This is a genomic window from Nocardia sp. NPDC087230, assembly GCF_044744725.1.
Classification (GTDB): domain Bacteria; phylum Actinomycetota; class Actinomycetes; order Mycobacteriales; family Mycobacteriaceae; genus Nocardia; species Nocardia canadensis.
Genome location: NZ_JBIUYV010000014.1, coordinates 73,706 through 94,235 on the forward strand (window position 1 = coordinate 73,706; position 20,530 = coordinate 94,235).

Here is a 20,530-nt window from a genome sequence, read left to right on the forward strand (position 1 = left end):
GGGCCCTCACCGGCCCGCCCGGGAGGCATTCGCCCGGGGGCGCGGTGGGGTCGGATATCCGATCCACACGCCCCGCTTCCAGCGACCCGCACACAGTAGCAGCACCATGATCGACTTCGGCGCGGATCGTCCTGTCCGGCATCAGAATTCCCGCCCGTCCACCTGGGCGCTTGATCTATTCTGGTTTGCTATGCCGCGGTCCGGTCGAGTCGGAACCTCGGGTACCGGATACCATCCCGGCGTGGCGAAACTGAAGCTCTCCGTCGATGTCCCCGTCCCGCCGGACCAGGCGTGGGCCCACGCTTCCGACCTGCCCGCACTCGGCGACTGGCTCACCATCCACGAGGCCTGGCGCGGCACCCTGCCCGAGGACCTCACCCCCGGCACCGTGCTGGTCGGCATCGCGCGCGTGAAGGGATTCCGCAACAAGGTCACCTGGACCGTGCGCACCGCCGAGCCCCCGCGCCGTCTCGCGCTCACCGGCGCGGGCATCGGCGGCACCAAGTTCGGCCTGGCCCTGCTGGTCGAACCGAAGGGCACCGGCTCGAAGGTCAGCGTCGACATCGACCTCGGCGGCGCACCGCTGTTCGGCCCGATCGGCTCGGCCGTGGCCAAGGCACTGCGCGGCGACATCGAACGCTCGCTCGAGGCATTCGTGAAGCTCTACGGCTGAGGTGGTCCGCCCGACCGGCGGTGCCCTCGGGTCACGTCGGCGCCTGCCGTGGCGTGGGTCCGGCGCGAGCACCCGCCCGATGCCGCGACGACGCGAAAGCCCGGGTGGACCATCGTGTTCCACCCGGGCCTTCCGGTTCGATCGGCCGATCAGACCATGAGCGAGGCTTCGGCGTCGACCGGGGCGTCCGGCTTGGTGCGCGGCAGGAAGAACGCCGGGATCAAGGTCAACCCGGCCAGGATCACCGCGACCCAGTAGGTGTGGCTGAACGCCTCGGCGGCCAGGTCCAAGCCGTGCTGGATCACCTCGGGCGGGAACTGCGCCGCGAGTTCGGGCTTGGCGTTGGAGGCGATGCCGATCTGCGTCGCGGGGTGATCGTTGAGCTGGGCGGCCAGCACCACCGACATCGTCGCGGTGCCGATCGAAGCCGCGGTCTGGTTGATGATGTTCATCAACGTCGAGCCGCGCGCGACCTGGGCGTGCGAGAGCGTCTGGATGGCGGCGGTCATCACCGGCATCATGGTGCAGCCCATGCCCAGACCCATCACGAACAGCGCGCCGCCGATCATCAGGTAGGACGTGTCGGCCTCGAGCTGGGTGAACCCGGCCAGGCCGACGGTGATAAAGGTGATGCCGAACAACACGATCTTGCCCGGCCCGATCTTGTCGACCAGGAAGCCGGCGATCGGCATCGTCAACATGGCGCCGATACCCTGTGGCGCCATGAGCAGACCGGAGTCGAACGCCGTCTCACCGCGCACCTGCTGCAGGTAGTTGGGCAGCAGGAAGCCTGCGCCGAAGAACGCCGTCGCGAACAGCGACATGGTCAGCACCGAGAAGCGCAGCGACCGATTGCGGAACAGGCGCAGGTCGATCAGCGGATGTTCGGTGCGCAGCGCGTGGAACACGAACGCCACCAGCAGCACCGCGCCGATGAGCGCCGGAACGAGCACGCGCGCGGCGAGCACCGTGCCCTTCTCCGGGATGGAGGAGACGCCGAACAGGAACAATGCCAGACCGGGCGAGGCCAGCAGCATGCCGAGGAAGTCGAACGATTCCGACGGCTTGGGCTTGTCGGGGGCGAGCACGAGGTAGGCCAGGACCAGAGCGACCAGGCCCAGCGGCAGGTTGATGAGGAAGATCCAGTGCCAGCTGAAGGAGTCGATCAGCCAGCCGCCGAGAATCGGGCCACAGATCGGGCCGAGCAGCATGGGCACACCGAGGACCGCCATCACTCGCCCGATCCGCTGCGGGCCCGCGGCGTGGGTCATGATCGTCATGCCCAGCGGCATGAGCATGCCGCCACCGATGCCCTGGATGACACGGAAGGCCACCAGCGACTCGATACTCCACGCCATCGAACACAGCACCGAGCCGAGGATGAAGAAGCTCAGCGCGGCCATATAGAGACGTTTGGTGCCGAAGCGGTCGGCGGCCCAGCCTGTCATCGGGATGACCGAGGCCAGGGCCAGGGTGTAGCCGGTCATGGTCCAGGCGACGACCTCGACGGAGGCGTTGAAGTCCGCCATGAACGTCGGAATCGCGACGGTGACCACGGTGATGTCGAGGATCGACATCACCGCGCCGAGGACGACTACGCCCGCCACTTTGAGTACGGCTGCGTCCAGCTTGTCGGAGGTGGGATCGGCGGCGCCGATATCCGGAGGTTTCGTCACCGCTTGAGCCTGGCACCTTTCGACGCCGAAGACCAGTGGAATTTTTCCGCCGCCTCGGCCGCCCGCAGCGCCGCCACCAGGGACTCGGACGAAGCGGGCAACAACGGCAATCGGACCGCCGCACTGGGGATCTGCCCCCGCTCGGCGAGCACCGCTTTGATCACCGTCGGGTTGGGTTCGGCGAACAGGGCGGCGCCGAGGGCGTCGAGGCCGTGGCCGAGAGCGCGTCCTCGGGAGACGTCACCGGCGAGCCAGGCGGCGACCAGCTCGGCGTAGGCGGCGGGCGCCACATTGGCCGCGGCCAGGATGCCGCCGCGCGCACCGAGTGCGAGCAGGGCCGAGGCGAACCGGTCGTCGCCGCCCAGCACCGTCGTGGTCTCCCCCGCCCGCGCCATCAGCTCGACACTGGCCGCGTCGATACCGCCGACGGAATGCTTGAACCCGGCGATGTTCGGAATCCCGGCGAGGCGCACCAGAGTCTCGCCACCGAGCGGACGCGCGGTGCGGTAGGGCACGTCGTAGACGTACAGCGGGGCCGGACTGGCCGCCGCGAGCGCCGTGAAGTGCGCGATCACGCCCTCCTCGCTGGGCCGCACGTAGTACGGCACTACCGCCAGCACGCCGGCGACCGGCTGCCGGAGTTCGCCGACCGCCCGCACCGAGTCGGCGGTGGCATTGCCGCCCGCGCAGACGATCAGCGGCGCGTCCCGGTCGGCGCACACGGCGGCGCAGCGATCCAGCACCCGTGCCCGTTCCCCGGCCGTTAGTGCCGAGGGTTCGGCGGTGGTGCCCAGGGCGACCAGCCCGGTCGCACCCGCGTCGAGCACGTGGTGCGCGTGCTCGTCCAGCGCGGTGAGCGCGAGCTCGCCGTCGGCGGTGAAGGGGGTGATCATGGGAACGAACAGTCCCTGCAGCGATGTCATGGGTCCATCGTCGAGCCACGGATTCATCAGGTCCAGTTCACGTTCGTGACGATAAACGTAAGCTGATCTGATGCTCGACGTCCGCAAACTCCGTCTGCTGCGCGAACTCGCCCATCGCGGCACCATCGCCGCGGTCGCCGACGCGCTCAGCTACACGCCGTCGGCGGTCTCCCAGCAGCTCACCGCCCTCGAACGCGAAGCGGGCGTCCCGCTGCTCGAGCGCACGGGCCGACGCGTCCGGCTCACCCCGGCGGCGCACGTCCTCGTCGGCCACACCGAGACCGTGCTGGCCGCGCTCGAACGCGCCGATGCCGAATTGGCCTGCGCCCGAGACGAACTCGTCGGCACCCTGCGCATCGGCGCCTTTCCCACCGCCGCCCGTACCCTGCTCTCCCCCGCCCTGGTCACCCTGAGCACCGACCACCCCCGCCTGGAACTCACGGTCACCGAGATCGACCCCGCCGACGTCCCCGACGCCCTGCGCGCGAGCACCCTCGACATCGCCCTGACCCACGACTACGACCTCGTCCCCGCCACCACCGACCCAGCCATCCACACCGAGCCCCTGCACACCGAGACCGTCTATCTCGCCACCAGACACCCCACCGTCACCACCGAGGCCCTCCGCGCTCACCGCGAAGCCCCATGGATCGCGGGCACTCCCGGCACCCTCTGCCACACGGTCACCCTGCGCGCCTGCCAGGCCGCAGGTTTCACGCCCCACATCCGCCACCACGCCGACGACTTCAACACCGTCCTGGCCCTGGTCGCCGCCGACGCGGGCACCGCGATCGTCCCCGCCCTCGCCCTGCACTCCCCACCCGGCGACATCGTCCTCACCCCGCTGACGACCCGCCGCCGCACCCATCTCGCCTACCGCAACGGCACCGCCGACCACCCCGCTCTTGACGCGGCTCGCACCGCCTTGCGCGCGGCGGCCCGCGCCGCGGACATCGCCTGAAAGCCAGGCCCGGTCACCCGTTCCGGCAACCGATCACCCACCGCCCGCGGCGGTCCTCTCCCGGTGCGGAGTCCGCTGGCGGGTGCGGGTGGCCGAGACCGGGTCGATGGCGGGCATGGACCACTGGGCCGAGAGGGCGAGGCTGGGTTCGCGGCCCGAGGCGACGTGACGGTAGGCGATCTCGGCGGCGGCGTCGGGGTCGCCCGCGGCGATGGCGGCGTAGAGGGCTTCGTGCTCCTCGCACTGGGTGCCGGGGTCGCGCTCCTTGGTGAGATGGAACAGCCAGCGGACACGAGATTCCAAGGGGCGCAGCAACGATTGCAGCAGTGGATTGCCGGAGACCTCGACGATGAGCGCGTGGAAGCCGGCGTTGGCGGCGGCGATCGCGGCCTGGTCACCGGCGGCGGTGGCGCGGCGCGCGGCGTCGAGCTGGTCGCGCAGCGCGGCGCGGTCGGCGGGGGCGGCGCGTTCGGCGGCCAGGCGGGCCGCGAGGACCTCCAGGCTCTCGCGGACGTCGAACAGATCGCGCACATCGGTCACGGTGAAGGGCGCGACGATGGCCCCCTGCCGCGGCACGATGACGACCAGCCCCTCGCGCTCGAGCATCTGCAGCGCCTCGCGCAGCGGAATCCGGGAGATCGCCAATTCGGTCGCGAGATCGCGTTCGACCAGCCGCTGACCGGGGCTCAGTCGCAGGTCGATGATCCGGTCGCGCAGCTCCTCGTAGGCCCGATCCCGCAGCGATTTCTTCGCAGGTTCCTCCGCCACCGCACCATCCTTCCGCGCCTGCACGTCCACCACGGTAGTACCGCGGGCCACCGGCGACCGTTTCTTACGTTTCGGTAATCCGCCCGTCATCTGCGGGCACGAAGCTGACACTTAACGGTATACCGCTAAGTGAGCGGTTCGTTCGATCAAGGAGTACCCCGTGCACAAGTCCACTCGGCGCGCGATCGCCTTCGGCTCGGCCGCTCTCGCCGCCGCCGCCCTGCTGTCGGCCTGCGGATCCTCCGACTCCGCTGCTTCGGGCGGCAAGCTCAAGGTCGGCGTGTTCTTCCCCGGCTCGCTGTCGGACACCGGCTTCATGCAGTCGGGGTATCTCGGGTACCAGCGCATCGCCGACAAACTCGGCGACAAGGTGGAACTGAGCAAGGTCGAACAGGTCGCCGCCAGCGACTACCAGCAGGCCCTGGTCCGCTTCGCTTCCACCAACGACCTGGTGATCTCCCTCGGCGGCCAGACCGACGCCGATGTGCGCAAGGTCGCCCCCCAGTTCCCGAATGTGAAGTTCGTCGAGATCGGCGGTCCCGCCGACGCCGCGCCGATGGCCAACCTCGCCTACTACGACCCGCAGCAGGCCGAGGCCGAATTCCTCAGCGGCGCGGTCTCGGCGGCGGGCGCGAAGACCGGTGCGGTCGCCTTCGTCGGCGGCGTCGAACTGCCCGCGATCGTCAACGCCGCCAACGCCTTCGGCAACGGCGCCCGGTTCGCCAAGCCCGACGTGAAGGTGCTCACCCCGCAGTACGTCGGCGACTTCAACGATCCGGCCAAGGCCAAGCAGGCCGCCTTGGCCGACTACGGCGCCGGCGCGGGCGCGCTGGGCCAGATCGTCAACCTCGGCAAGGCGGGCATGGAGCAGGCCGCGACCCAATCCGGCGCGGCCATGGTCGGCGGCCCGATCCCCGGCGACTGCACCAATCCGGTCTACCTGGGCTACGTGCACACCGACATCGGCGCCGAGGTCGAGTATGCCGTGAACGCCGCGCTGGACAATTCCTGGAAGGCCGAGAATGTCCGCTTCGGGCTCACCTCGCCCAACCACGGCACCGATTTCGTGCTGTGCAGCAAGGACGCGGCCGTCGCCGACGCGCTCGCCAAGGCGAAGACGGCCCTGTCCACCGGCGCGGTCGAGCCGTACTGATCCGATGAGCGCTTCCGCACTGACCCTGCAGGGATTGGGTAAGAGCTTCGGTGACGTGCAGGCCCTGCACGATGTAGACGTCACCGTCGAATCCGGCACCGTCCATTGCGTTCTCGGCGAGAACGGCGCGGGCAAGTCGACGCTGTGCAACCTGGTCTTCGGCGGCTACCGGCCCGACACGGGCCGGATGACGCTGGGCGGCACCGAGTTCCGGCCCGACTCCCCCGCCGCCGCGATGGCCGCGGGCGTGGCCATGGTCCACCAGCACTTCAGCCTGGTCACCACCATGACCGTCGCCGAGAACCTGCTGCTCACCCAGCGGGGCGTGCGGATGCGCCGGGCGGAGCTGACCGACCGGCTCGACGAGATCGCCCGCCGCTACCGGCTGCGCGTCGATCTCGACCAGCGGGTGGCGACCATGCCGGTCGGCGCGCGACAGAAGGTCGAGATCGTCAAAGCGCTGCTGCGCGATCCGTCGCTGATCCTGCTCGACGAACCGACCGGCGTGCTCGATCCGGCCGAGATCGACGCGCTGATCGACACCTGCCGCGCCGTCGCCGCCGACGGCAAGGCCGTGGTCCTGGTGACCCACAAGCTCGGCGAGGTCGCCCGGGTCGCCGACGCCGCGACCGTGCTGCGCCGCGGCACGGTGGCCGGGGGCGGGCGGATGTCGAACACCGGTATCGCGCAACTGCTCACCGCCATGGTCGGACGCACCGCCGCCGATCTGGACCCGACCGTGGCCGCCACGCTCGGCCTGGACACGGCGACCGAACCGGTGGCGCGCGCGGCGACCGAGCTCGGCGATACCGCCCCGGTGCTCGCGGTCGACCGCGTCAGCGCGCGACGCCCCGACGGCAGCGTCGCGCTCGACGAGGTCCGGCTCGCGGTGCGGCCGGGCGAGATCGTCGGCATCGCCGGTGTGGAAGGCAACGGGCAGAGCGAACTCGTCACCGTGCTGGCGGGCGGTGCCGCGGTCACCGGCGGCACCGTCACCCTCGACGGCACCGACATCACCGCGGCGCGCCCGGCCACCCGCACCGGGCTCGGGCTCGGGGTGGTCCCCGAGGACCGGCACCGCGACGCGATGGTCGCCGACATGACGATCGCCGAGAATCTGTTCCTCGGGCAGCTCGGCCGGTTCCGCCGGTTCGGCCTGCTCGACAAACGCGCCATGGGCCGAGCCGCGCAGGCCGAACTCGAGCGGTTCGACGTGCGGGCGGCGGGGCCGTGGGTACCGATGGGCTCGCTCTCGGGCGGCAATCAGCAGAAGGTGGTGCTCGCCCGGGAGCTGTCCACCGCGAACCTGCGCTGTCTGGTGGCCGCCCAGCCGACGCGCGGATTGGATATCGGCGCGGTCGATTTCGTGCTGACCCAGCTGCGCCGCGCCGCCGCCGACGGCTGCGGGGTGCTCGTGGTGTCCAGCGAGGTGCCCGAGCTGCTCGCCCTGTGCGACCGGGTCTTCGTCGCCTATCGCGGCGCGCTCGCCGGTCCGGTCGAGACCGCCGATCCGACGGCGGCCCAGCAGATCAGCGAACTCATGATGGGAGTCGCGGCATGATCGCTCCGCTCGCGAACCGAATCCCCCTGCGCCGGTGGGCGCATCAACCGCTCGTCGTGGCCGTGGCGGCGATGCTGGCCGCCGGGGTCATCGGACTGCTTCTGGCCGCCGCGGCCGGTGCCGCGCCCGCGGCGACGATGACCGCCCTGTGGGAGGGCATGTTCGGCAGCGACTACGCGATCGGGGCCTCGCTCAATGTGGCGGCGACCCTGATGCTGGTGGCGGTCGGCTTCACCATCGCGCACCGGGCCGGACTGGTGAATGTGGGTGGGGAGGGTCAGATCTGCGCGGGCGGCATCGCCGCCACCGCGATCGGCACCACTCTCACCGGCGCGCCCGCCGCGATCACCCTGCCCGCGGTCATCGTGGGTGCGGGGGCGGCGGGCTGGCTGTGGGCGGCCATCGCGGCGTACCTGCGGGTGCGGCGCGGCACCAGCGAGATCATCACCACGCTGCTGCTCAACTTCGTCGGCCTGGCGCTGGTGCTGCTGGTGGTGCACGAACCCGCGCTGCTGCGCCAGCCGGTGACGTCCTCGGAGACGCTGCCGCAATCCGAACCGCTCACCCCGGCGGCGCATCTGCCGCTGCTCGGCATCGAGCGCTCCCCCGCGACGATCGCCCTGTGGATCGCGGTGGCTGCGGCGGTCGGCACGGCGATCCTGGTGCGCCACAGCGCGCTCGGCACCCGGCTGCGGGCGGTCGGGCTCAACCCCGACGCGGCGGCCCGGCTCGGCTTGCCGGTACAGCGACTGCGCTTCCTGAGCCTGTCGGCCGCGGGCGCGTTCGCCGGCGTCGCGGGCGGATTGCTCGTCGCCACCGCGCCGTTCGTGCTCGCCGAGGGCTTCTCCTCCGGGTACGGCTTCTCCGGCCTGGTGGTCGGCCTGCTGGCCCGTGGCTCGCTGTCGGCCGTCGTCGCCGTCTCGCTGCTGCTCGGCTTCCTCGTCTCCGGCGGGATCAATCTGCAGCTGGCGGCGAACGTGCCCGCCTCGACCATCTCGGTCGTCGAGTCGCTGATGATCGTGTTCATCGCGGGCGCGGCGCTGTGGACCCGATCGTGGCGCAGGTCCGAACCCGCTTCGCCACCGACGGTTTCCCCGATCGACACCGCCGATTCCACCGACCTGGCAGGAGCGCCGCGATGAGCCTCGACACGGTCACCGACATCGCCACCAGCGGTATCGGCTTCACCCTGCCCATCCTGGTCGCCGCCAGCGGCGAACTGGTCAGCGAACGCGCGGGCGTGCTCAATCTGAGCCTGGAGGCGATGATGCTGACCGGCGCCTTCGCCGGTGTGCTGGGTGCCGTCACCACCGGTTCGCCGGTGCTCGGCGCGCTCACCGCCGTGATCGCCGCGCTGATCTTCGGTGTGCTGCAAGCGGTCTGGAGCATCGGCCTGCGGGCCGACCAGATCGTCGTCGGCATCGCCGCCAACGCGCTGGCCCTGGGCGCGACCACCTACGGCGCGCGGCTGCTGCTGGCCGACGGCAAGGGGCACGCCGTCCCCGGCTTCGACCCGCTGGCGATTCCGCTGCTGCACCGGATCCCGGTGATCGGTCCCGCCCTGTTCGGCCAGACCGCGCTCGGCTACCTGTGCATCGCCGTCGTCGCCGTCCTCGCGATCGTGTTCTCCCGGCGCACCAAGCTCGGCTTGGTCGTCGACGCCATCGGCGAGGACGCCGTCGCCGCCGACCGCACCGGCCTGTCCGTGCGGGCCGTCCGCTACGGATGCGTGCTGCTGGCCTCGGTCGCCGCCGGCCTGGGCGGTGCCCAGCTGGCGTTGTCGGAGGTGCATTCGTTCAGCGACAACATGACCGGCGGCATCGGCTATCTCGCCGTGGTCGCGGTGATCGCGGGCCGGTGGCGCGCGCTCGGGGTGATCTGGGCGTCGGTGTTCTTCGGCCTCGCGCAGGCACTGCAGTTCGCGCTGCCCGCGCTGGGCGTCGACGTGCCGTTCGCCCTGCTGGTGATGCTGCCCTACCTGATCGCGATCGTCGCCGTCAGCGGCCTGGTCGGCAACAGCCGCTCGCCGCGCGACCTGACCGTCGCCTTCGCCCGAACGTCCTGACCCGTCCCCGCTTTCGAGGAGCACCCGCGTTGACTCTGATCCTGTCGCATTCCGATGTGGCCGCCGTCCTCGACCGCGCCGAGGTGCTGGCCGCGGTCGAACGCGCGCACGCCGACCTCGCGCTCGGCACCGCGCTGGTCCCCGCACCGCCCGCCGTGACGCTCGGCGGCGCGGCCTTCGTGCCGATGGTCGCGGCCGCCGAATCCGCCGGCGCCGCCGCGGTGAAACTGCTCGCCGATCTGCCCGCCAACCGCGAGCGCGGGCTGCCGGTGCAGCGCTCGGCGATCCTGGTGACCTCGGCCGTCGACGGCGCCTGCGAGGCGCTCATCGACGGGCGGCTCGTGACCGCCGTCCGCACCGCCGCCGCCAGCGCGGTGGCGACGAAATACCTGGCACGCCGGGACAGTTCGGTGCTCGGCCTGATCGGGGCGGGCGGGCTGGCCGTCGAGCACACCCGCGCGATCGCCCAGGTGCGCGCGCTGACGACGGTCCTGGTCTGGTCACGGTCCATCGCGACCGTCGAACGGTTCCGCGCGGCGGTCGCCGATCTCGGACTCGAGGTGCGGGCGCAACCCTCGCCCGAGGCGGTCACCCGGGCCGCCGACATCCTGTGCACGCTCACGCCCTCGCGGGAGCCGATCGTGCGCGGCGCGTGGTTCGGCGACGGACTGCACGTCAACGCGGTCGGCGCACCACCGCGGGCCGATCACCGGGAGGTCGACGGCGAGGCCCTGCGCCGTGCGACGGTCGTCGTAGACTCGATCGGCACCACGCTCACCAAGTCCGGTGACACGCTGCTGGCCATCGCCGAGGGCGCGATCACCGAAGCGGCGGTGGGCACGGAGCTGGGTGAGGTCGTCGCGGGGCGGGCACCGGGCCGCACCGGCGATCGCGACATCACCCTGTTCAACTCGGTCGGCATCGGCCTGCAGGACCTGGCCGCCGCCCGCCTGCTCATCGACAAGGCTCGCGCCAACGGCATCGGAACGGAAGTGGACCTCAGCGCATGACCGCACTCACCGAGAACGACCTCACCCACCTGCGTCGGGCCATCGAGCTCGCCGGCCAGGCGTCCGCGCGCGGTGATCGCCCTTTCGGCGCGGTCGCCGTCGACCGTGACGGTCACGTCGTCGCCGAGGGCGAGAACGCGGTGAGCAGCAGCGGCGATATCACCTCGCACGCCGAGCTGGCCGCGATCACCACGGCCACCGCCGCGGGCAAGGCCGACCGACTGCGCGGCGCGACCGTCTACGCCAGCGGCGAACCGTGTCCGATGTGCGCGGCCGCGATGGTGTGGGCGCAGGTCGGGCGGATCGTGTTCGCCGCGGCGTCGGCCGAGTTCGGCCAGATCCTGCCCGGCGGCCCGAGTTTCGCGTTGACCTGCGCCGATCTGGTCGCCACGTCGAACGTGCCGGTGCAGGTCAGCGGGCCGCACCTGGGCGAGGAGGCACTGGCGGTGTTCCGCGCCGCCGCGGCGAGCTGAGCCCGGTGCCGGTCGCCGCGACGGCGACCGGCACCGATTCAGCGGGCCGGGACGGGATCGTCGCCCAGCTCGCGCTGTTCCTCGATCGCCTCCGGGGTGCCCGGCACCTGGGTGCCGCGCAGCGAGACACCCTTGGTCTCGATCAGGAAGTAGGCGGCGACGAGGCCGACCAGGCAGGCGCCGAACATGTAGTAGGCCGGGAACAGGTGATCGCCGGTCGCATCGATGAGCGCCTGGTTGATCACCGGAGCGGTGCCACCGAACAGCGAGGTGGCCACGTTGTAGCCGATCGCCACGCCGGCGAAGCGCACGATCGTCGGGAACATGGCGGGGAAGGTCGCCGAGATGGTCGCCAGCTGCGGGGCATAGAGCATGCCCAGGATCGCGAAGCCGACGATCGCGCCGGTCAGCGAGCTGCCGATCAACTTGTACACCGGGATGACCACGATCATCAGCGCCGCACACGAGGCCAGCCACATCGGCCTGCGGCCCACCCGATCCGAGAGCGCGCCGAGGAACGGCAGCGTCACCAGCATCGCGACCTGACCGATCAACGGCACCAGCAGCGCGTCGGATTCGGCCATGCCGAGGGTGTTGCCGAGATAGGTCGGCGTGTAGCTGAGCAGCGAGTAATTCACGACATTGAGCGCGATCACCAAACCGAACAGAGTCAGCACCGGGCGCAGATATCTGGTGACCAGATCGCGATAGACGCCGACGGTTTCCTCGGTCTCGTCGTTGCGCTCGACCTCGCGGAAGACCGGCGTGTCTTCCACCCGGCTCCGCAGATACATACCGACCAGACCGAGCGGCGCGGCGATGAGGAACGGAATTCGCCAGCCCCACGATTCCATGGCCGGATCGTCGAGAATATTCACCAGCAGCAGGGCGACCAGATTGCCGAGCGTGAAACCGGCCAACGTGCCGACTTCCAGGAAACTGCCATAGAATCCACGCTTGCGGTCGGGCGCGTATTCGGCCATGAAGGTCGCCGCACCGCCGTATTCACCGCCCGCCGACAGGCCCTGCACCATCCGCAGCAGGTAGAGCAGGATCGGCGCGCCGATCCCGATGACCTCGTAGCTGGGGATCAGGCCGACGGCCAGCGTCGAGGCCGCCATCAGCACGATGGTCGTCGCCAGCACCCGTTTGCGGCCGATCCGGTCGCCGAGCGGACCCCAGATCATGCCGCCGATCGGGCGGATCAAAAAGGAAACGGCGAATCCGAGCAGCGTGTAGACGACGCTCGACCCGGCACCGTCACCGGGAAAAAGAGACGCGGCGATATAGGTCGCCAGATAGGCGTAGACGCCGTAGTCGAACCATTCGACCGCATTGCCGATCGCCGAAGCACCGATCGCGCGATGCAGCACCGATTTCGATTCCTGTGACATCTACACAAACCTCTCGTCGTCGCCTCTACGGGCTACCCGACAAGGGGGCGGACAAACTTTACGACTGTGCGACGATTCCCCCGAGACCCCTTTTACACTGCGAAGATGCCGCTGCGCCACGGGGTCTATCTGCCGCCGTTCGGTGAACTCGCCGACCCTCGGGTACTGGCCGAGCTGGCGGCCGAGGCGGAATCGGCGGGTTTCGACGGCGTCTTCCTCTGGGACCACGTGGCCCGTCCGAAGGAGCCGGGGCTCGCCGTCGGTGACGCCTGGATCGGCTTGGCCGCGATCGCCGCCGCGACCAGCCGGGTGGTACTCGGTCCGCGGGTGACGCCGCTGTCGCGCAGGCGACCGCAGGACCTGGCCCGCGAGACGGTCGCGCTCGATCTGCTCAGCGGTGGCCGTCTCGCCCTCGGGGTCGGCCTGGGTTCGGAGGCGACCGGCGAGTTCTCCCGGCTCGGCGAGGTCGCCGCCCCGCGCGATCGCGCCCGGCGCCTCGACGAGGCACTGACCGTACTCACCGCACTCTGGTCGGGGGAGGCCGTACACCACGACGGACCCGCCTACCGGGTCGACGGACTGCGATTCCTGCCCCGGCCGGTACAGCGCCCCCGCATCCCGATCTGGGTGGCCGCCCAATCCGTGAAGCAGGCGCCCCTGCGGCGCGCGGCCCGCTTCGACGGATTGTGTCCCGAGGCGAGCCCGGATCAGCTCGTCGAGATGCTGAGGATCATCGCCGAGCACCGGGGCGACCTGTCCGGTTTCGAGGTGGTCATCGCCGCGGCCGACAACCGCGAGCGCGAGGCGTACGTGCGCGCGGGCGCGACCTGGTGGCTGACCGCGCTGCCGATGATCTGCTCGCGCGACGACGCACTCGCGGCCGTGCGTCGCGGCCCGGGGTAGCGTTCAGCCGAGGGCGGCGAGTTTGCTTGCGAGGACGGCCTTTTCCCGTGCGTTCCCGCACCGGCGAATCGCCTCGGCGAGCGCGGCGCGCGCCTCCGTGGTGCGGCCGAGGCGGGTAAGCAGCTCACCGCGCACACTCGGTAGCAGGTGCGACTGCCCCAGCGCTCCCCCGTCCGCCAGCTCCTCGACGATCGGCAGCGCGGCGGCGGGCCCGTCGGCCATCGACACCGCCACGGCCCGGTTCAGCTCCACCACCGGCGAGGGCGCGAGCCGGCCCAGCGCCTCGTAGAGCAGCACCACCCGTTCCCAGTTCGTCGCCTCGACCGACGGTGCGACGGCGTGACATTCGGCGATCGCGGCCTGCAGCCCGTAGGCGCCCAGCCCGCGACCGACCTGGGCGGCCTTGGCCAGCGCCGCCCGGCCACGCCGGATCGCGGAGTGGTCCCAGCGGCGGCGGTCCTGCTGCTCGAGCAGCACCGGCTCGCCGTCGGGCCGGGTCCGGGCCGGAAACCGCGCCGCCGTCAGTTCCAGCAGCGCCAGCAGTCCGTACACCTCGGGCTCGCCGGGCATGAGCCGAGCCAGCACCCGGGCCAAGCGCTGCGCCTCGCCCGCCAGGTCGAAGCGGATGAGGTCCTCGCCCGCGCTGGCCGAGGAGCCCTCGGTGAAGATCAGGTAGATCACCCCGAGCACCGAGCCGAGGCGGGCGTGGCGCTCGGCGGCGGGCGGCACCTCGAAGGCGACCTCGGCCGCGCCGAGCGTCTTCTTCGCCCTGGTGATCCTGGCCTGCACGGTAGCGGTCGGCACCAGGCACGCCTTGGCGATCTCGTCGCTGGTCAGGCCACCGACCACGCGCAAGGTCAGCGCCAGCCGTGCCTCTCGCGAGAGCACCGGGTGGCAGGCGATGAAGATCAGCGCCAGCACGTCGTCGTCGATCTGGTCGGGATCCCACAGCACCGCCTCGGCAGCGCGGACCGGATCGGCCGCCTCGCCGCCGGTCAGCACGCCACCCTCACCGAGATGTCCGGCGAGCGTGGCGTACCGGTCGTCGAGCGCGGCGCGCCGCCGGTAGGCGTCGATCGCCCGGCGGCGGCCGACGGTGAGCAGCCAGCCGGCCGGTTGCCGCGGCACCCCGTCGCGCGGCCAGGTCACCAGTGCCTCGGCGAGCGCTTCCTGCGCGAGATCCTCGGCCATCGCGAAGTCGCCGGTGTAGCGGGCGAGCGCGCCGACGATGCGGGCCGATTCGATCCGCCAGACCGCCGCGACCGCCTCCCGGCCGGAGGACTGAATCACCGTCGTCCGGTTCAGAGCTGCCCGGTGGCCTCGCGCCAGGCCCGCTCCTTCAGGATCCACGTGTTGTCCTGCGGGAATTCGTCGATGCTGGGGACGCGGCGAATCTCGGTCTTGACGCCGGGACCGGTCATCGGCATCCGCTTGGCCCATTCCACCGCCTCCTCCTTGGAGGCGACGTTGAGGATGTAGTAGCCGCCGAACAGTTCCTTGGTCTCGCCGTAGGGCCCGTCGGTCACGATCGGGGGTTCCGAGGCGTAGTCGACGACCACCGTCTCGGCGGCGTCGTCGAGGCCCTCGGCGGCGACGAGCACGCCGGCCCGGATCAGTTCGTCGTTGAACTTGCCCATCGTTTCCAGCATCTCGTCGAAGTCGAGCTCGGCGGCCTTGGCCCAGGCGTCGTCGGTCGCGCGCATGATCAGCATGTACTTCATGGTCTGTCTCCTCGGGTAGGCGTGGACCCGGTGCGGGTCCGTGTTCATCCCTAGGTCGAACGGGCTGCGACACCGATCGACAACCGACCGAAATATTCTTCCCCGAGTTTTCCACAGCCACCGGCGACCGCGCGAGAACCGGCGAGTAGCCCGATCCGAGGACCCATCGCGCCCCAACGTGATACATCTCGAGGGGACCTGTCACGCGTGTCAGCGGACGGGCAGAGAGTCTAGGAGTCCATCGTGAGCGCAGTCCTCGTCGAGCAACGCGAGCATGTGCTGGTCGTCGTCATCAACCGGCCGCAGGCCATGAACGCGGTCGACGCCGAGGTCAGCACCGGTGTGGGCGCGGCGCTCGAGCAGGCCGAGGCCGATCCGCTGATCCGCGCGGTCGTGCTCACCGGCGCGGGCGAGCGCGCCTTCTGCGCCGGCGCCGACCTCAAGGCGATCGGTCGCGGCGAGAACATCCTGGCGCCGGGCAACGAGGCGTGGGGCCTGGCCGGCTACGTCCGCCACCCGATCAGCAAGCCCACCATCGCCGCGGTCAACGGATTCGCGCTGGGTGGCGGCACCGAGCTCGTCCTGGCCAGCGACCTCGCCGTCGCCGCCGAGACGGCCACCTTCGGCCTGCCCGAGGTCGCCCGTGGCCTGTTCGCCGCCGCCGGTGGCGCGTTCCGGCTGCCCGAGCAACTGCCGCGCAAGGTCGCCATGGAGATGATCCTGACCGGCGAACCGATCACCGCCGCCCGGGCGCTCGAGCTCGGGCTGATCAATCGGGTGGTCCCGGCCGATCTGGTGCTCGACGCCGCGCTCGAGCTGGCGGGCCGGATCGCCGCGAACGCGCCGCTGGCGGTGCAGGCGAGCAAGCGGGTCGCCCTCGGTCTCGTCGACGGCAAGATCGACGACGACGCCGCTTGGGACCTGACCAACCGCGAGATCATGGGCGTCGCGCGCACCGAGGACGTACGCGAGGGCACCCTCGCCTTCGCCGAGAAGCGCAAGCCCAACTGGCAGGCCCGCTGACCACCATGCGGATCCTGATCCTCGGCGCCTCGGGCTTCGTCGGCGGCGCGCTGCACGCGCAACTCGGCGCACGGCACGAGGTCGTCGGGACCAGCCGGCGCGGAGCCGGGCTCATACCCCTGGATCTGGCCGACGCCGCGGCGGTCCGCGCGCTCGTCGCGGACCGCGTCGACGTGGTGATCCACACTGCGGGCATCGTGGATCTGGCCACCGCCCAACGTGATCCGGACGCCGCCTACGCGGCCAATGTGGCGCCGATGGCGGCGCTGCTGGACGCGGTCGACGACGCGGGCGCCAAACTGGTGTACCTGTCGACCGACAACGTCTTCGACGGCACCCGCGACACCTACGACGAAACGGCGCTGCGCACCCCGATCAATGTCTACGGCTGCACCAAGGCCGGTGCCGAACAGCGGGTGCTCGCCCGCGCCGGGCACCTGGTCGTGCGGCTGCCGCTGGTCTACGGCCGCAGCCCTCGCTCGGACAAATTCCTCGCCCGCTTCGCCGCGCCCTCGATCCCGGCGCGCACCGACATCGTCGGCACGCCGCTGTATCTGCCCAGTCTGGCGCCGTTGCTCGAACAGCTCCTCGACGAGACCGGCGTGGTCCATCTCGCGGGCCCGGAGACGGTGAGCCGCTACGAACTACTGACCCGGGTGCGCGACCGGCTCGGCGCCCCGGCGCGCATCGTGCCCACCGACGTCGATACCGGGCCCGCGGATTGCCCGCGCCCGCGCCGGCTGGTCCTGCGCAGCGTCCGGCACGCGCTGACCGGGCCCGACGTCGACACGGCCCTGGCCGATCTCAGCGGCCCGGCGTGAACGCCGTCTGGGCGCTGATCGCGGTGCCCATCCACCGGCGCAGGTAGCGCCGCAGCTCGTCGTCGGTGCGTGGCGGATCGCCCGGTGAGAGGAAGAACGACTGCATCGTGCGCAGCGCGTACTCGACGAGGTCGCGCAGGGCCGGTTCGTCGTATCCGTAGGCGGGCCAGTCGACATCGAAGCGCCGGATCATCGTCATGCCGAAGGCCTGTGCCTCGTCGGAGGTGAGGCTGTCGGCGTGCAGGTTCGAGTACGAGCTCGACAGCAAGATGCCCAGGTGCGGGGTCCGGCGGACCTCGGTGAGGGTGTAGACGACGGCCTCGATCATCGCGTCGGCCGGATCGCCGAGCCCGGTGACGTGCGCGGTCAGCCGGTCGAGGAAGCCGTCGACCGAGGCGATGGCCGCGGCCGTCATCAGCGCGTCGGCGCTGGGGAAATACCGGTAGACGGTCTGGCGGATGACCCCGAGCGATTCCGCGACGTCGGCGATGCTGATCTCCGCGCCGGTCCGGCCGATGAGATCCACGGCCGCGGCGATGATCCGCGCCGACGCCTCCGCATCGTCCACCGGTGGACTGCCACCCCATCCACGTCTGCGCGCCACCGGGTGGACGCTAGCACAACCCCAGGTCAGCGCGAATTCCGCGAAAGTGATCATACACACGACGGCCTATTCGTATGATTACCTCAATCCATCCGAGCGGCTCGCGCACGCCCGAGACAACGAGGTACTCCACCGTGACCGAACTCCACGTCCGCAAAATGGACTTCGCCTTCGCCGATTACGATGTGCCGTTCCTGTGGAACCCGCAGAACCCGGCCTTCTCCTCGATGGCCAACGCCGTGTCGTTCCTGGCGATCGGCTTCGAGAAGATGATCGTGCAGCTGATCACGCAGGCGAAGCCGCAGATCACCGACCCCGAGGTGGCCGAGGAGGCCGACGCGTTCATGCGCCAGGAGGGTCAGCACTCGACCGCCCACCGCCAGCACGTCAAGGCACTCATCCGGCGCTACCCCGGCCTGCAGCAGACCCTCGACGCGGTGATCGCCGAGTTCGACAAGCTCACCGCGAGCACCCCGGTCAAGTACCGGTTGGCCTACACCGCCGATCTCGAGGCCACTTTCACGCCGGTGTTCAAGCTGATGCTCGACAACGACGCCACCCTGTTCGCCCCCGGCGACGACCGGGTGGCCTCCCTGTTCATCTGGCACTTCGTCGAAGAGGTCGAGCACCGTAGTTCGGCGCTGATCATCTTCAACTCCGTGGTGAACAGCGAGCTGTACCGGATGCGGGTGGCGCCCTCGATCTTCCGGCACGTCCTGCAGGTGATCCGGGTGGCCTGCGAGGGGTTCAACGAGCATGTGCCCCTGGCGGATCGGCAGGTCGACGCGCTGTCGATGTTCGCCAACTACCGGCGCGGGCAGACCCTGCGGCGGCTGCTGCCCGGGCTGCGCCCCGCCGACAACGGCACCATGCCGCGCGCGTTCGACGATCTCGGCTTGGGTGAGCAGCTCGTCGCCCTGGGCGGCATCATCCGCAGCCAGATGCCGCGGCACAATCCCGCGCACGAGAATCTGCCCGCGCTCGCCGACGAGTGGTTCCGCCGCTACGACGAGGGCTACGACGTCACCCGCTGGTACACCGCCGATTCCGTGAGTTCCTAGGAGCACCCCGATGGCCGAGCACTGCTCCCCCACCTTCGCCGATCTCGCGACCCAGCTGGGTTTCTCCTGCGAGGAGGCCGGCGGACTCGTCGAGTTCCGCAATCCGTTCGCCCTCGAGAACTGGACCCTGCCCGTCCTCGAACTCACCATCGTGCTCGGCGCGGTGCTCGCGCTCGTCTACGCGATCGTGCGTCTGCGCCGCCACGGCGATCCCACCGATCTGGTGCTGTGGTTCGGCGCCACCGCCTACCTGTTCGTGATCGAGCCGCCGCTGTACTTCCCCGCCGCGTTCGGCATCGAGGAGCACGTCGACACGATGTTCGCGCACAACGTGTTCACCGTCGACTTCCTGTGGGGCAGGCTGCCGATCTACATCGTCGCGATCTATCCGCTGATGGCCACGCTGGCCTTCGGGATCGTCCGGATGCTCGGTGTCTTCCGCCGCTACGGCGTCCTCGTCGGCGCGACCTGTGTGGGTTTCGTGCACCACGCGTTCTACGAGATCTTCGACCACCTCGGACCGCAGTTGCGGTGGTGGGAGTGGTCGGTCGACAATCCCCTCAATCAGCCGATGTTCGACTCGGTTCCGGTGGGCAGTGTCGTGGTGTTCGCGGCGCTGTGGCCGATGTCGCTGGCGTTCTGCGTGCAGTACTTCGTCGGACGTCAGGTCGACCAGGGCCGCGATTTCAGCGGTGTCGAGTTGGTCTGGCGCACCGTCGTGATCGGCCTGCTGGCCTCGGTCGGCACCTTCCTGCTGCCGCTGCCCGCGACGGTGCTCGGCGCGGGGAGCACCACGGTGCGCGGTGTGGTCTACGCGCTGGAGCTGATCGCGCTCTCGGTGGTGGCGGCGGTCGTGCTGGTCCGGCGCTGGCGCGAGCTGCGCCGCGGCGGCGCGACGGAACCGCGCTATACCAACCCCTTCGTCCAGCGCTACGCCATCGTGTATCTGGTCGTGCTGGCCGGTCTCTGGATCGCCGCATTGCCCGCGTTCTTCGACGCGGTCGACGGGCAGACCACCAACGGCGACCCCATCGGCAACCTCTGGTACACCCTGGCCTGCTTCGTCGTCGCCGTCCTGTCGGTCGTGGCGACGTTCACGCTGCCCCGCGTTCCCGCCGAGACGCCCGCACCGGCGGTCGAGAACACCCCGGTGACCAGCTAGCACCCCCGACGAAGGGCCCGTTCGCGATGTCGCCACCGCGCACGGGCCCTTCGGCATCAGCATCACCCTCGCCCTCGGCTTCTTCCTCGCGCTGGTCTGCCTGTGGCAGATGTACTTCGCCCGCGCCGAGCAGCAGGTGGTCGACCATCTGACCAGCAGCGCCGACCCGATCGCGGCCGTGCATCTCGGGCTGAGCGCGATCTACGGCGTGGTCGCCGGTCTGGTCGTGTTCGCGGCGGGCGCCGAGACCCTGCTGGCCGACGCCCACGTGGCCGACGCGCAGCTCGCGGGGGTGCTCGTCCTGGTCGGTCCCGCCCTCTATCTGCTGTCGCAGGCCTTCTATTTCCGTCGCGAAACCGGCACCGGCTGGATTCCCCGCGTCCTGGGCGCGGTCGTGCTCTGCCTCGCCGCGATCGCCGCCTACTGGCTGCCCGCCTGGCTCGTCGTCCTGGCGCTGGTGCTCATCCTCGGTGCCCTCGCCGTTCAGTTGTCGCGCGATACCACCGGCGCAAGCACCGGATAGACACGCGGTGTGGCGACCACGGGTCCGGGCGACACGCGCGGCTCCGTACGATCGA

The 20,530-nt window shown here is 70.5% G+C and carries 21 protein-coding genes; 14 read left to right on the forward strand and 7 right to left on the reverse strand.

The features are described from left to right. Positions 1 to 241 precede the first annotated feature (241 nt). A complete protein-coding gene (locus ACIO52_RS30140) occupies positions 242 to 673 on the forward strand; it encodes an SRPBCC family protein (protein WP_218717403.1) in 432 nt (143 codons plus the stop codon). A gap of 149 nt (positions 674 to 822) precedes the next feature. On the opposite strand, the gene ACIO52_RS30145 is transcribed toward ACIO52_RS30140, so the two are convergent. Then, a complete protein-coding gene (locus ACIO52_RS30145) occupies positions 823 to 2,349 on the reverse strand; it encodes a DHA2 family efflux MFS transporter permease subunit (protein WP_316574612.1) in 1,527 nt (508 codons plus the stop codon). After that, positions 2,346 to 3,272: a dihydrodipicolinate synthase family protein gene (locus tag ACIO52_RS30150; protein ID WP_402648649.1), complete on the reverse strand. Its 927-nt coding sequence runs from the start codon at positions 3,270 to 3,272 to the stop codon at positions 2,346 to 2,348. The genes ACIO52_RS30145 and ACIO52_RS30150 overlap by 4 nt, the downstream gene beginning before the upstream one ends. Before the next feature lie 70 nt (positions 3,273 to 3,342). Between ACIO52_RS30150 and ACIO52_RS30155 the strand changes: the two genes are divergently transcribed. Beyond that, a complete protein-coding gene (locus tag ACIO52_RS30155; protein WP_402648652.1) occupies positions 3,343 to 4,233 on the forward strand; it encodes a LysR family transcriptional regulator in 891 nt (296 codons plus the stop codon). Positions 4,234 to 4,266: 33 nt separating this feature from the next. Here the strand turns inward: ACIO52_RS30155 and ACIO52_RS30160 are convergent, their stop codons facing one another. Continuing rightward, positions 4,267 to 5,025, reverse strand: a complete 759-nt coding sequence (locus ACIO52_RS30160; RefSeq protein ID WP_402648655.1) for a GntR family transcriptional regulator — start codon at positions 5,023 to 5,025, stop codon at positions 4,267 to 4,269. A gap of 136 nt (positions 5,026 to 5,161) precedes the next feature. Between ACIO52_RS30160 and ACIO52_RS30165 the strand changes: the two genes are divergently transcribed. From ACIO52_RS30165 to ACIO52_RS30190, 6 genes are read left to right on the forward strand one after another with little or no spacing between them, the layout of a single operon-like run. After that, on the forward strand, positions 5,162 to 6,154 hold the full coding sequence (locus tag ACIO52_RS30165) for a BMP family protein (RefSeq protein WP_402648658.1): 993 nt from the start codon (positions 5,162 to 5,164) through the stop codon (positions 6,152 to 6,154). Positions 6,155 to 6,158: 4 nt separating this feature from the next. Beyond that, on the forward strand, positions 6,159 to 7,715 hold the full coding sequence (locus tag ACIO52_RS30170; RefSeq protein ID WP_342802298.1) for an ABC transporter ATP-binding protein: 1,557 nt from the start codon (positions 6,159 to 6,161) through the stop codon (positions 7,713 to 7,715). Further along, positions 7,712 to 8,857 carry an ABC transporter permease gene (locus tag ACIO52_RS30175; RefSeq protein ID WP_218716364.1) on the forward strand — a complete coding sequence of 382 codons (1,146 nt, stop codon included), beginning with the start codon at positions 7,712 to 7,714 and terminating at the stop codon, positions 8,855 to 8,857. The genes ACIO52_RS30170 and ACIO52_RS30175 overlap by 4 nt, the downstream gene beginning before the upstream one ends. Continuing rightward, positions 8,854 to 9,780, forward strand: a complete 927-nt coding sequence (locus tag ACIO52_RS30180; RefSeq protein WP_218716365.1) for an ABC transporter permease — start codon at positions 8,854 to 8,856, stop codon at positions 9,778 to 9,780. The genes ACIO52_RS30175 and ACIO52_RS30180 overlap by 4 nt, the downstream gene beginning before the upstream one ends. Before the next feature lie 29 nt (positions 9,781 to 9,809). Next, positions 9,810 to 10,790, forward strand: coding sequence for an ornithine cyclodeaminase family protein (locus ACIO52_RS30185; RefSeq protein WP_218716366.1), 981 nt, complete (start codon positions 9,810 to 9,812; stop codon positions 10,788 to 10,790). After that, entirely contained in the window at positions 10,787 to 11,263 is a 477-nt protein-coding gene (locus tag ACIO52_RS30190) for a nucleoside deaminase (RefSeq protein ID WP_218716367.1), read from the forward strand. The genes ACIO52_RS30185 and ACIO52_RS30190 overlap by 4 nt, the downstream gene beginning before the upstream one ends. 38 nt (positions 11,264 to 11,301) lie before the next feature. Here the strand turns inward: ACIO52_RS30190 and ACIO52_RS30195 are convergent, their stop codons facing one another. Beyond that, positions 11,302 to 12,657 carry an MFS transporter gene (locus tag ACIO52_RS30195; protein WP_218716368.1) on the reverse strand — a complete coding sequence of 452 codons (1,356 nt, stop codon included), beginning with the start codon at positions 12,655 to 12,657 and terminating at the stop codon, positions 11,302 to 11,304. A 105-nt stretch (positions 12,658 to 12,762) separates the two neighbouring features. On the opposite strand from ACIO52_RS30195, the gene ACIO52_RS30200 reads away from it, so the two are divergent. Continuing rightward, positions 12,763 to 13,560 (forward strand): LLM class flavin-dependent oxidoreductase, encoded by a 798-nt coding sequence (locus ACIO52_RS30200; RefSeq protein ID WP_402648664.1) that lies wholly within the window; start codon positions 12,763 to 12,765, stop codon positions 13,558 to 13,560. A 3-nt stretch (positions 13,561 to 13,563) separates the two neighbouring features. Here ACIO52_RS30200 and ACIO52_RS30205 read toward each other — a convergent pair whose 3' ends face one another. Further along, complete coding sequence (locus ACIO52_RS30205) at positions 13,564 to 14,889, reverse strand: RNA polymerase sigma factor (RefSeq protein WP_402648698.1); 1,326 nt, start codon at positions 14,887 to 14,889, stop codon at positions 13,564 to 13,566. Beyond that, positions 14,862 to 15,281 (reverse strand): YciI family protein, encoded by a 420-nt coding sequence (locus ACIO52_RS30210; RefSeq protein WP_402648667.1) that lies wholly within the window; start codon positions 15,279 to 15,281, stop codon positions 14,862 to 14,864. Before ACIO52_RS30210 ends, ACIO52_RS30205 begins: the two co-directional genes overlap by 28 nt. A gap of 240 nt (positions 15,282 to 15,521) precedes the next feature. Between ACIO52_RS30210 and ACIO52_RS30215 the strand changes: the two genes are divergently transcribed. Both ACIO52_RS30215 and ACIO52_RS30220 read left to right on the forward strand, forming a co-directional pair. Next, the gene (locus ACIO52_RS30215; RefSeq protein WP_218716384.1) at positions 15,522 to 16,304 is read left to right on the forward strand and encodes a crotonase/enoyl-CoA hydratase family protein; all 783 of its coding nucleotides are present in this window, start codon (positions 15,522 to 15,524) and stop codon (positions 16,302 to 16,304) included. A 5-nt stretch (positions 16,305 to 16,309) separates the two neighbouring features. Further along, complete coding sequence (locus ACIO52_RS30220) at positions 16,310 to 17,125, forward strand: SDR family oxidoreductase (RefSeq protein WP_402648670.1); 816 nt, start codon at positions 16,310 to 16,312, stop codon at positions 17,123 to 17,125. Here the strand turns inward: ACIO52_RS30220 and ACIO52_RS30225 are convergent. Next, complete coding sequence (locus ACIO52_RS30225; RefSeq protein WP_218716372.1) at positions 17,109 to 17,729, reverse strand: TetR/AcrR family transcriptional regulator; 621 nt, start codon at positions 17,727 to 17,729, stop codon at positions 17,109 to 17,111. The genes ACIO52_RS30220 and ACIO52_RS30225 overlap by 17 nt on opposite strands. A 134-nt stretch (positions 17,730 to 17,863) precedes the next feature. Between ACIO52_RS30225 and ACIO52_RS30230 the strand changes: the two genes are divergently transcribed. The 3 genes from ACIO52_RS30230 to ACIO52_RS30240 all read left to right on the forward strand — a co-directional run bounded on the left by ACIO52_RS30230 (position 17,864) and on the right by ACIO52_RS30240 (position 20,475). Beyond that, positions 17,864 to 18,790, forward strand: a complete 927-nt coding sequence (locus tag ACIO52_RS30230) for a metal-dependent hydrolase (protein ID WP_218716373.1) — start codon at positions 17,864 to 17,866, stop codon at positions 18,788 to 18,790. Positions 18,791 to 18,800: 10 nt separating this feature from the next. Beyond that, the gene (locus ACIO52_RS30235; RefSeq protein ID WP_402648673.1) at positions 18,801 to 19,952 is read left to right on the forward strand and encodes a hypothetical protein; all 1,152 of its coding nucleotides are present in this window, start codon (positions 18,801 to 18,803) and stop codon (positions 19,950 to 19,952) included. Positions 19,953 to 20,013: 61 nt separating this feature from the next. Then, a complete protein-coding gene (locus tag ACIO52_RS30240) occupies positions 20,014 to 20,475 on the forward strand; it encodes a low temperature requirement protein A (RefSeq protein WP_402648700.1) in 462 nt (153 codons plus the stop codon). Positions 20,476 to 20,530: the final 55 nt, after the last annotated feature.

Excerpts from the sequence above, each read along its gene's own strand:
- ACIO52_RS30150 (WP_402648649.1), bottom strand. The coding sequence starts at position 3,272 with ATGACATCGCTGCAGGGACTGTTCGTTCCCATGATCACCCCCTTCACC.
- ACIO52_RS30155 (WP_402648652.1), top strand. The coding sequence starts at position 3,343 with ATGCTCGACGTCCGCAAACTCCGTCTGCTGCGCGAACTCGCCCATCGC.
- ACIO52_RS30170 (WP_342802298.1), top strand. The coding sequence starts at position 6,159 with ATGAGCGCTTCCGCACTGACCCTGCAGGGATTGGGTAAGAGCTTCGGT.
- ACIO52_RS30175 (WP_218716364.1), top strand. The coding sequence starts at position 7,712 with ATGATCGCTCCGCTCGCGAACCGAATCCCCCTGCGCCGGTGGGCGCAT.
- ACIO52_RS30180 (WP_218716365.1), top strand. The coding sequence starts at position 8,854 with ATGAGCCTCGACACGGTCACCGACATCGCCACCAGCGGTATCGGCTTC.
- ACIO52_RS30190 (WP_218716367.1), top strand. The coding sequence starts at position 10,787 with ATGACCGCACTCACCGAGAACGACCTCACCCACCTGCGTCGGGCCATC.
- ACIO52_RS30195 (WP_218716368.1), bottom strand. The coding sequence starts at position 12,657 with ATGTCACAGGAATCGAAATCGGTGCTGCATCGCGCGATCGGTGCTTCG.
- ACIO52_RS30200 (WP_402648664.1), top strand. The coding sequence starts at position 12,763 with ATGCCGCTGCGCCACGGGGTCTATCTGCCGCCGTTCGGTGAACTCGCC.
- ACIO52_RS30210 (WP_402648667.1), bottom strand. The coding sequence starts at position 15,281 with ATGAAGTACATGCTGATCATGCGCGCGACCGACGACGCCTGGGCCAAG.
- ACIO52_RS30220 (WP_402648670.1), top strand. The coding sequence starts at position 16,310 with ATGCGGATCCTGATCCTCGGCGCCTCGGGCTTCGTCGGCGGCGCGCTG.
- ACIO52_RS30235 (WP_402648673.1), top strand. The coding sequence starts at position 18,801 with ATGGCCGAGCACTGCTCCCCCACCTTCGCCGATCTCGCGACCCAGCTG.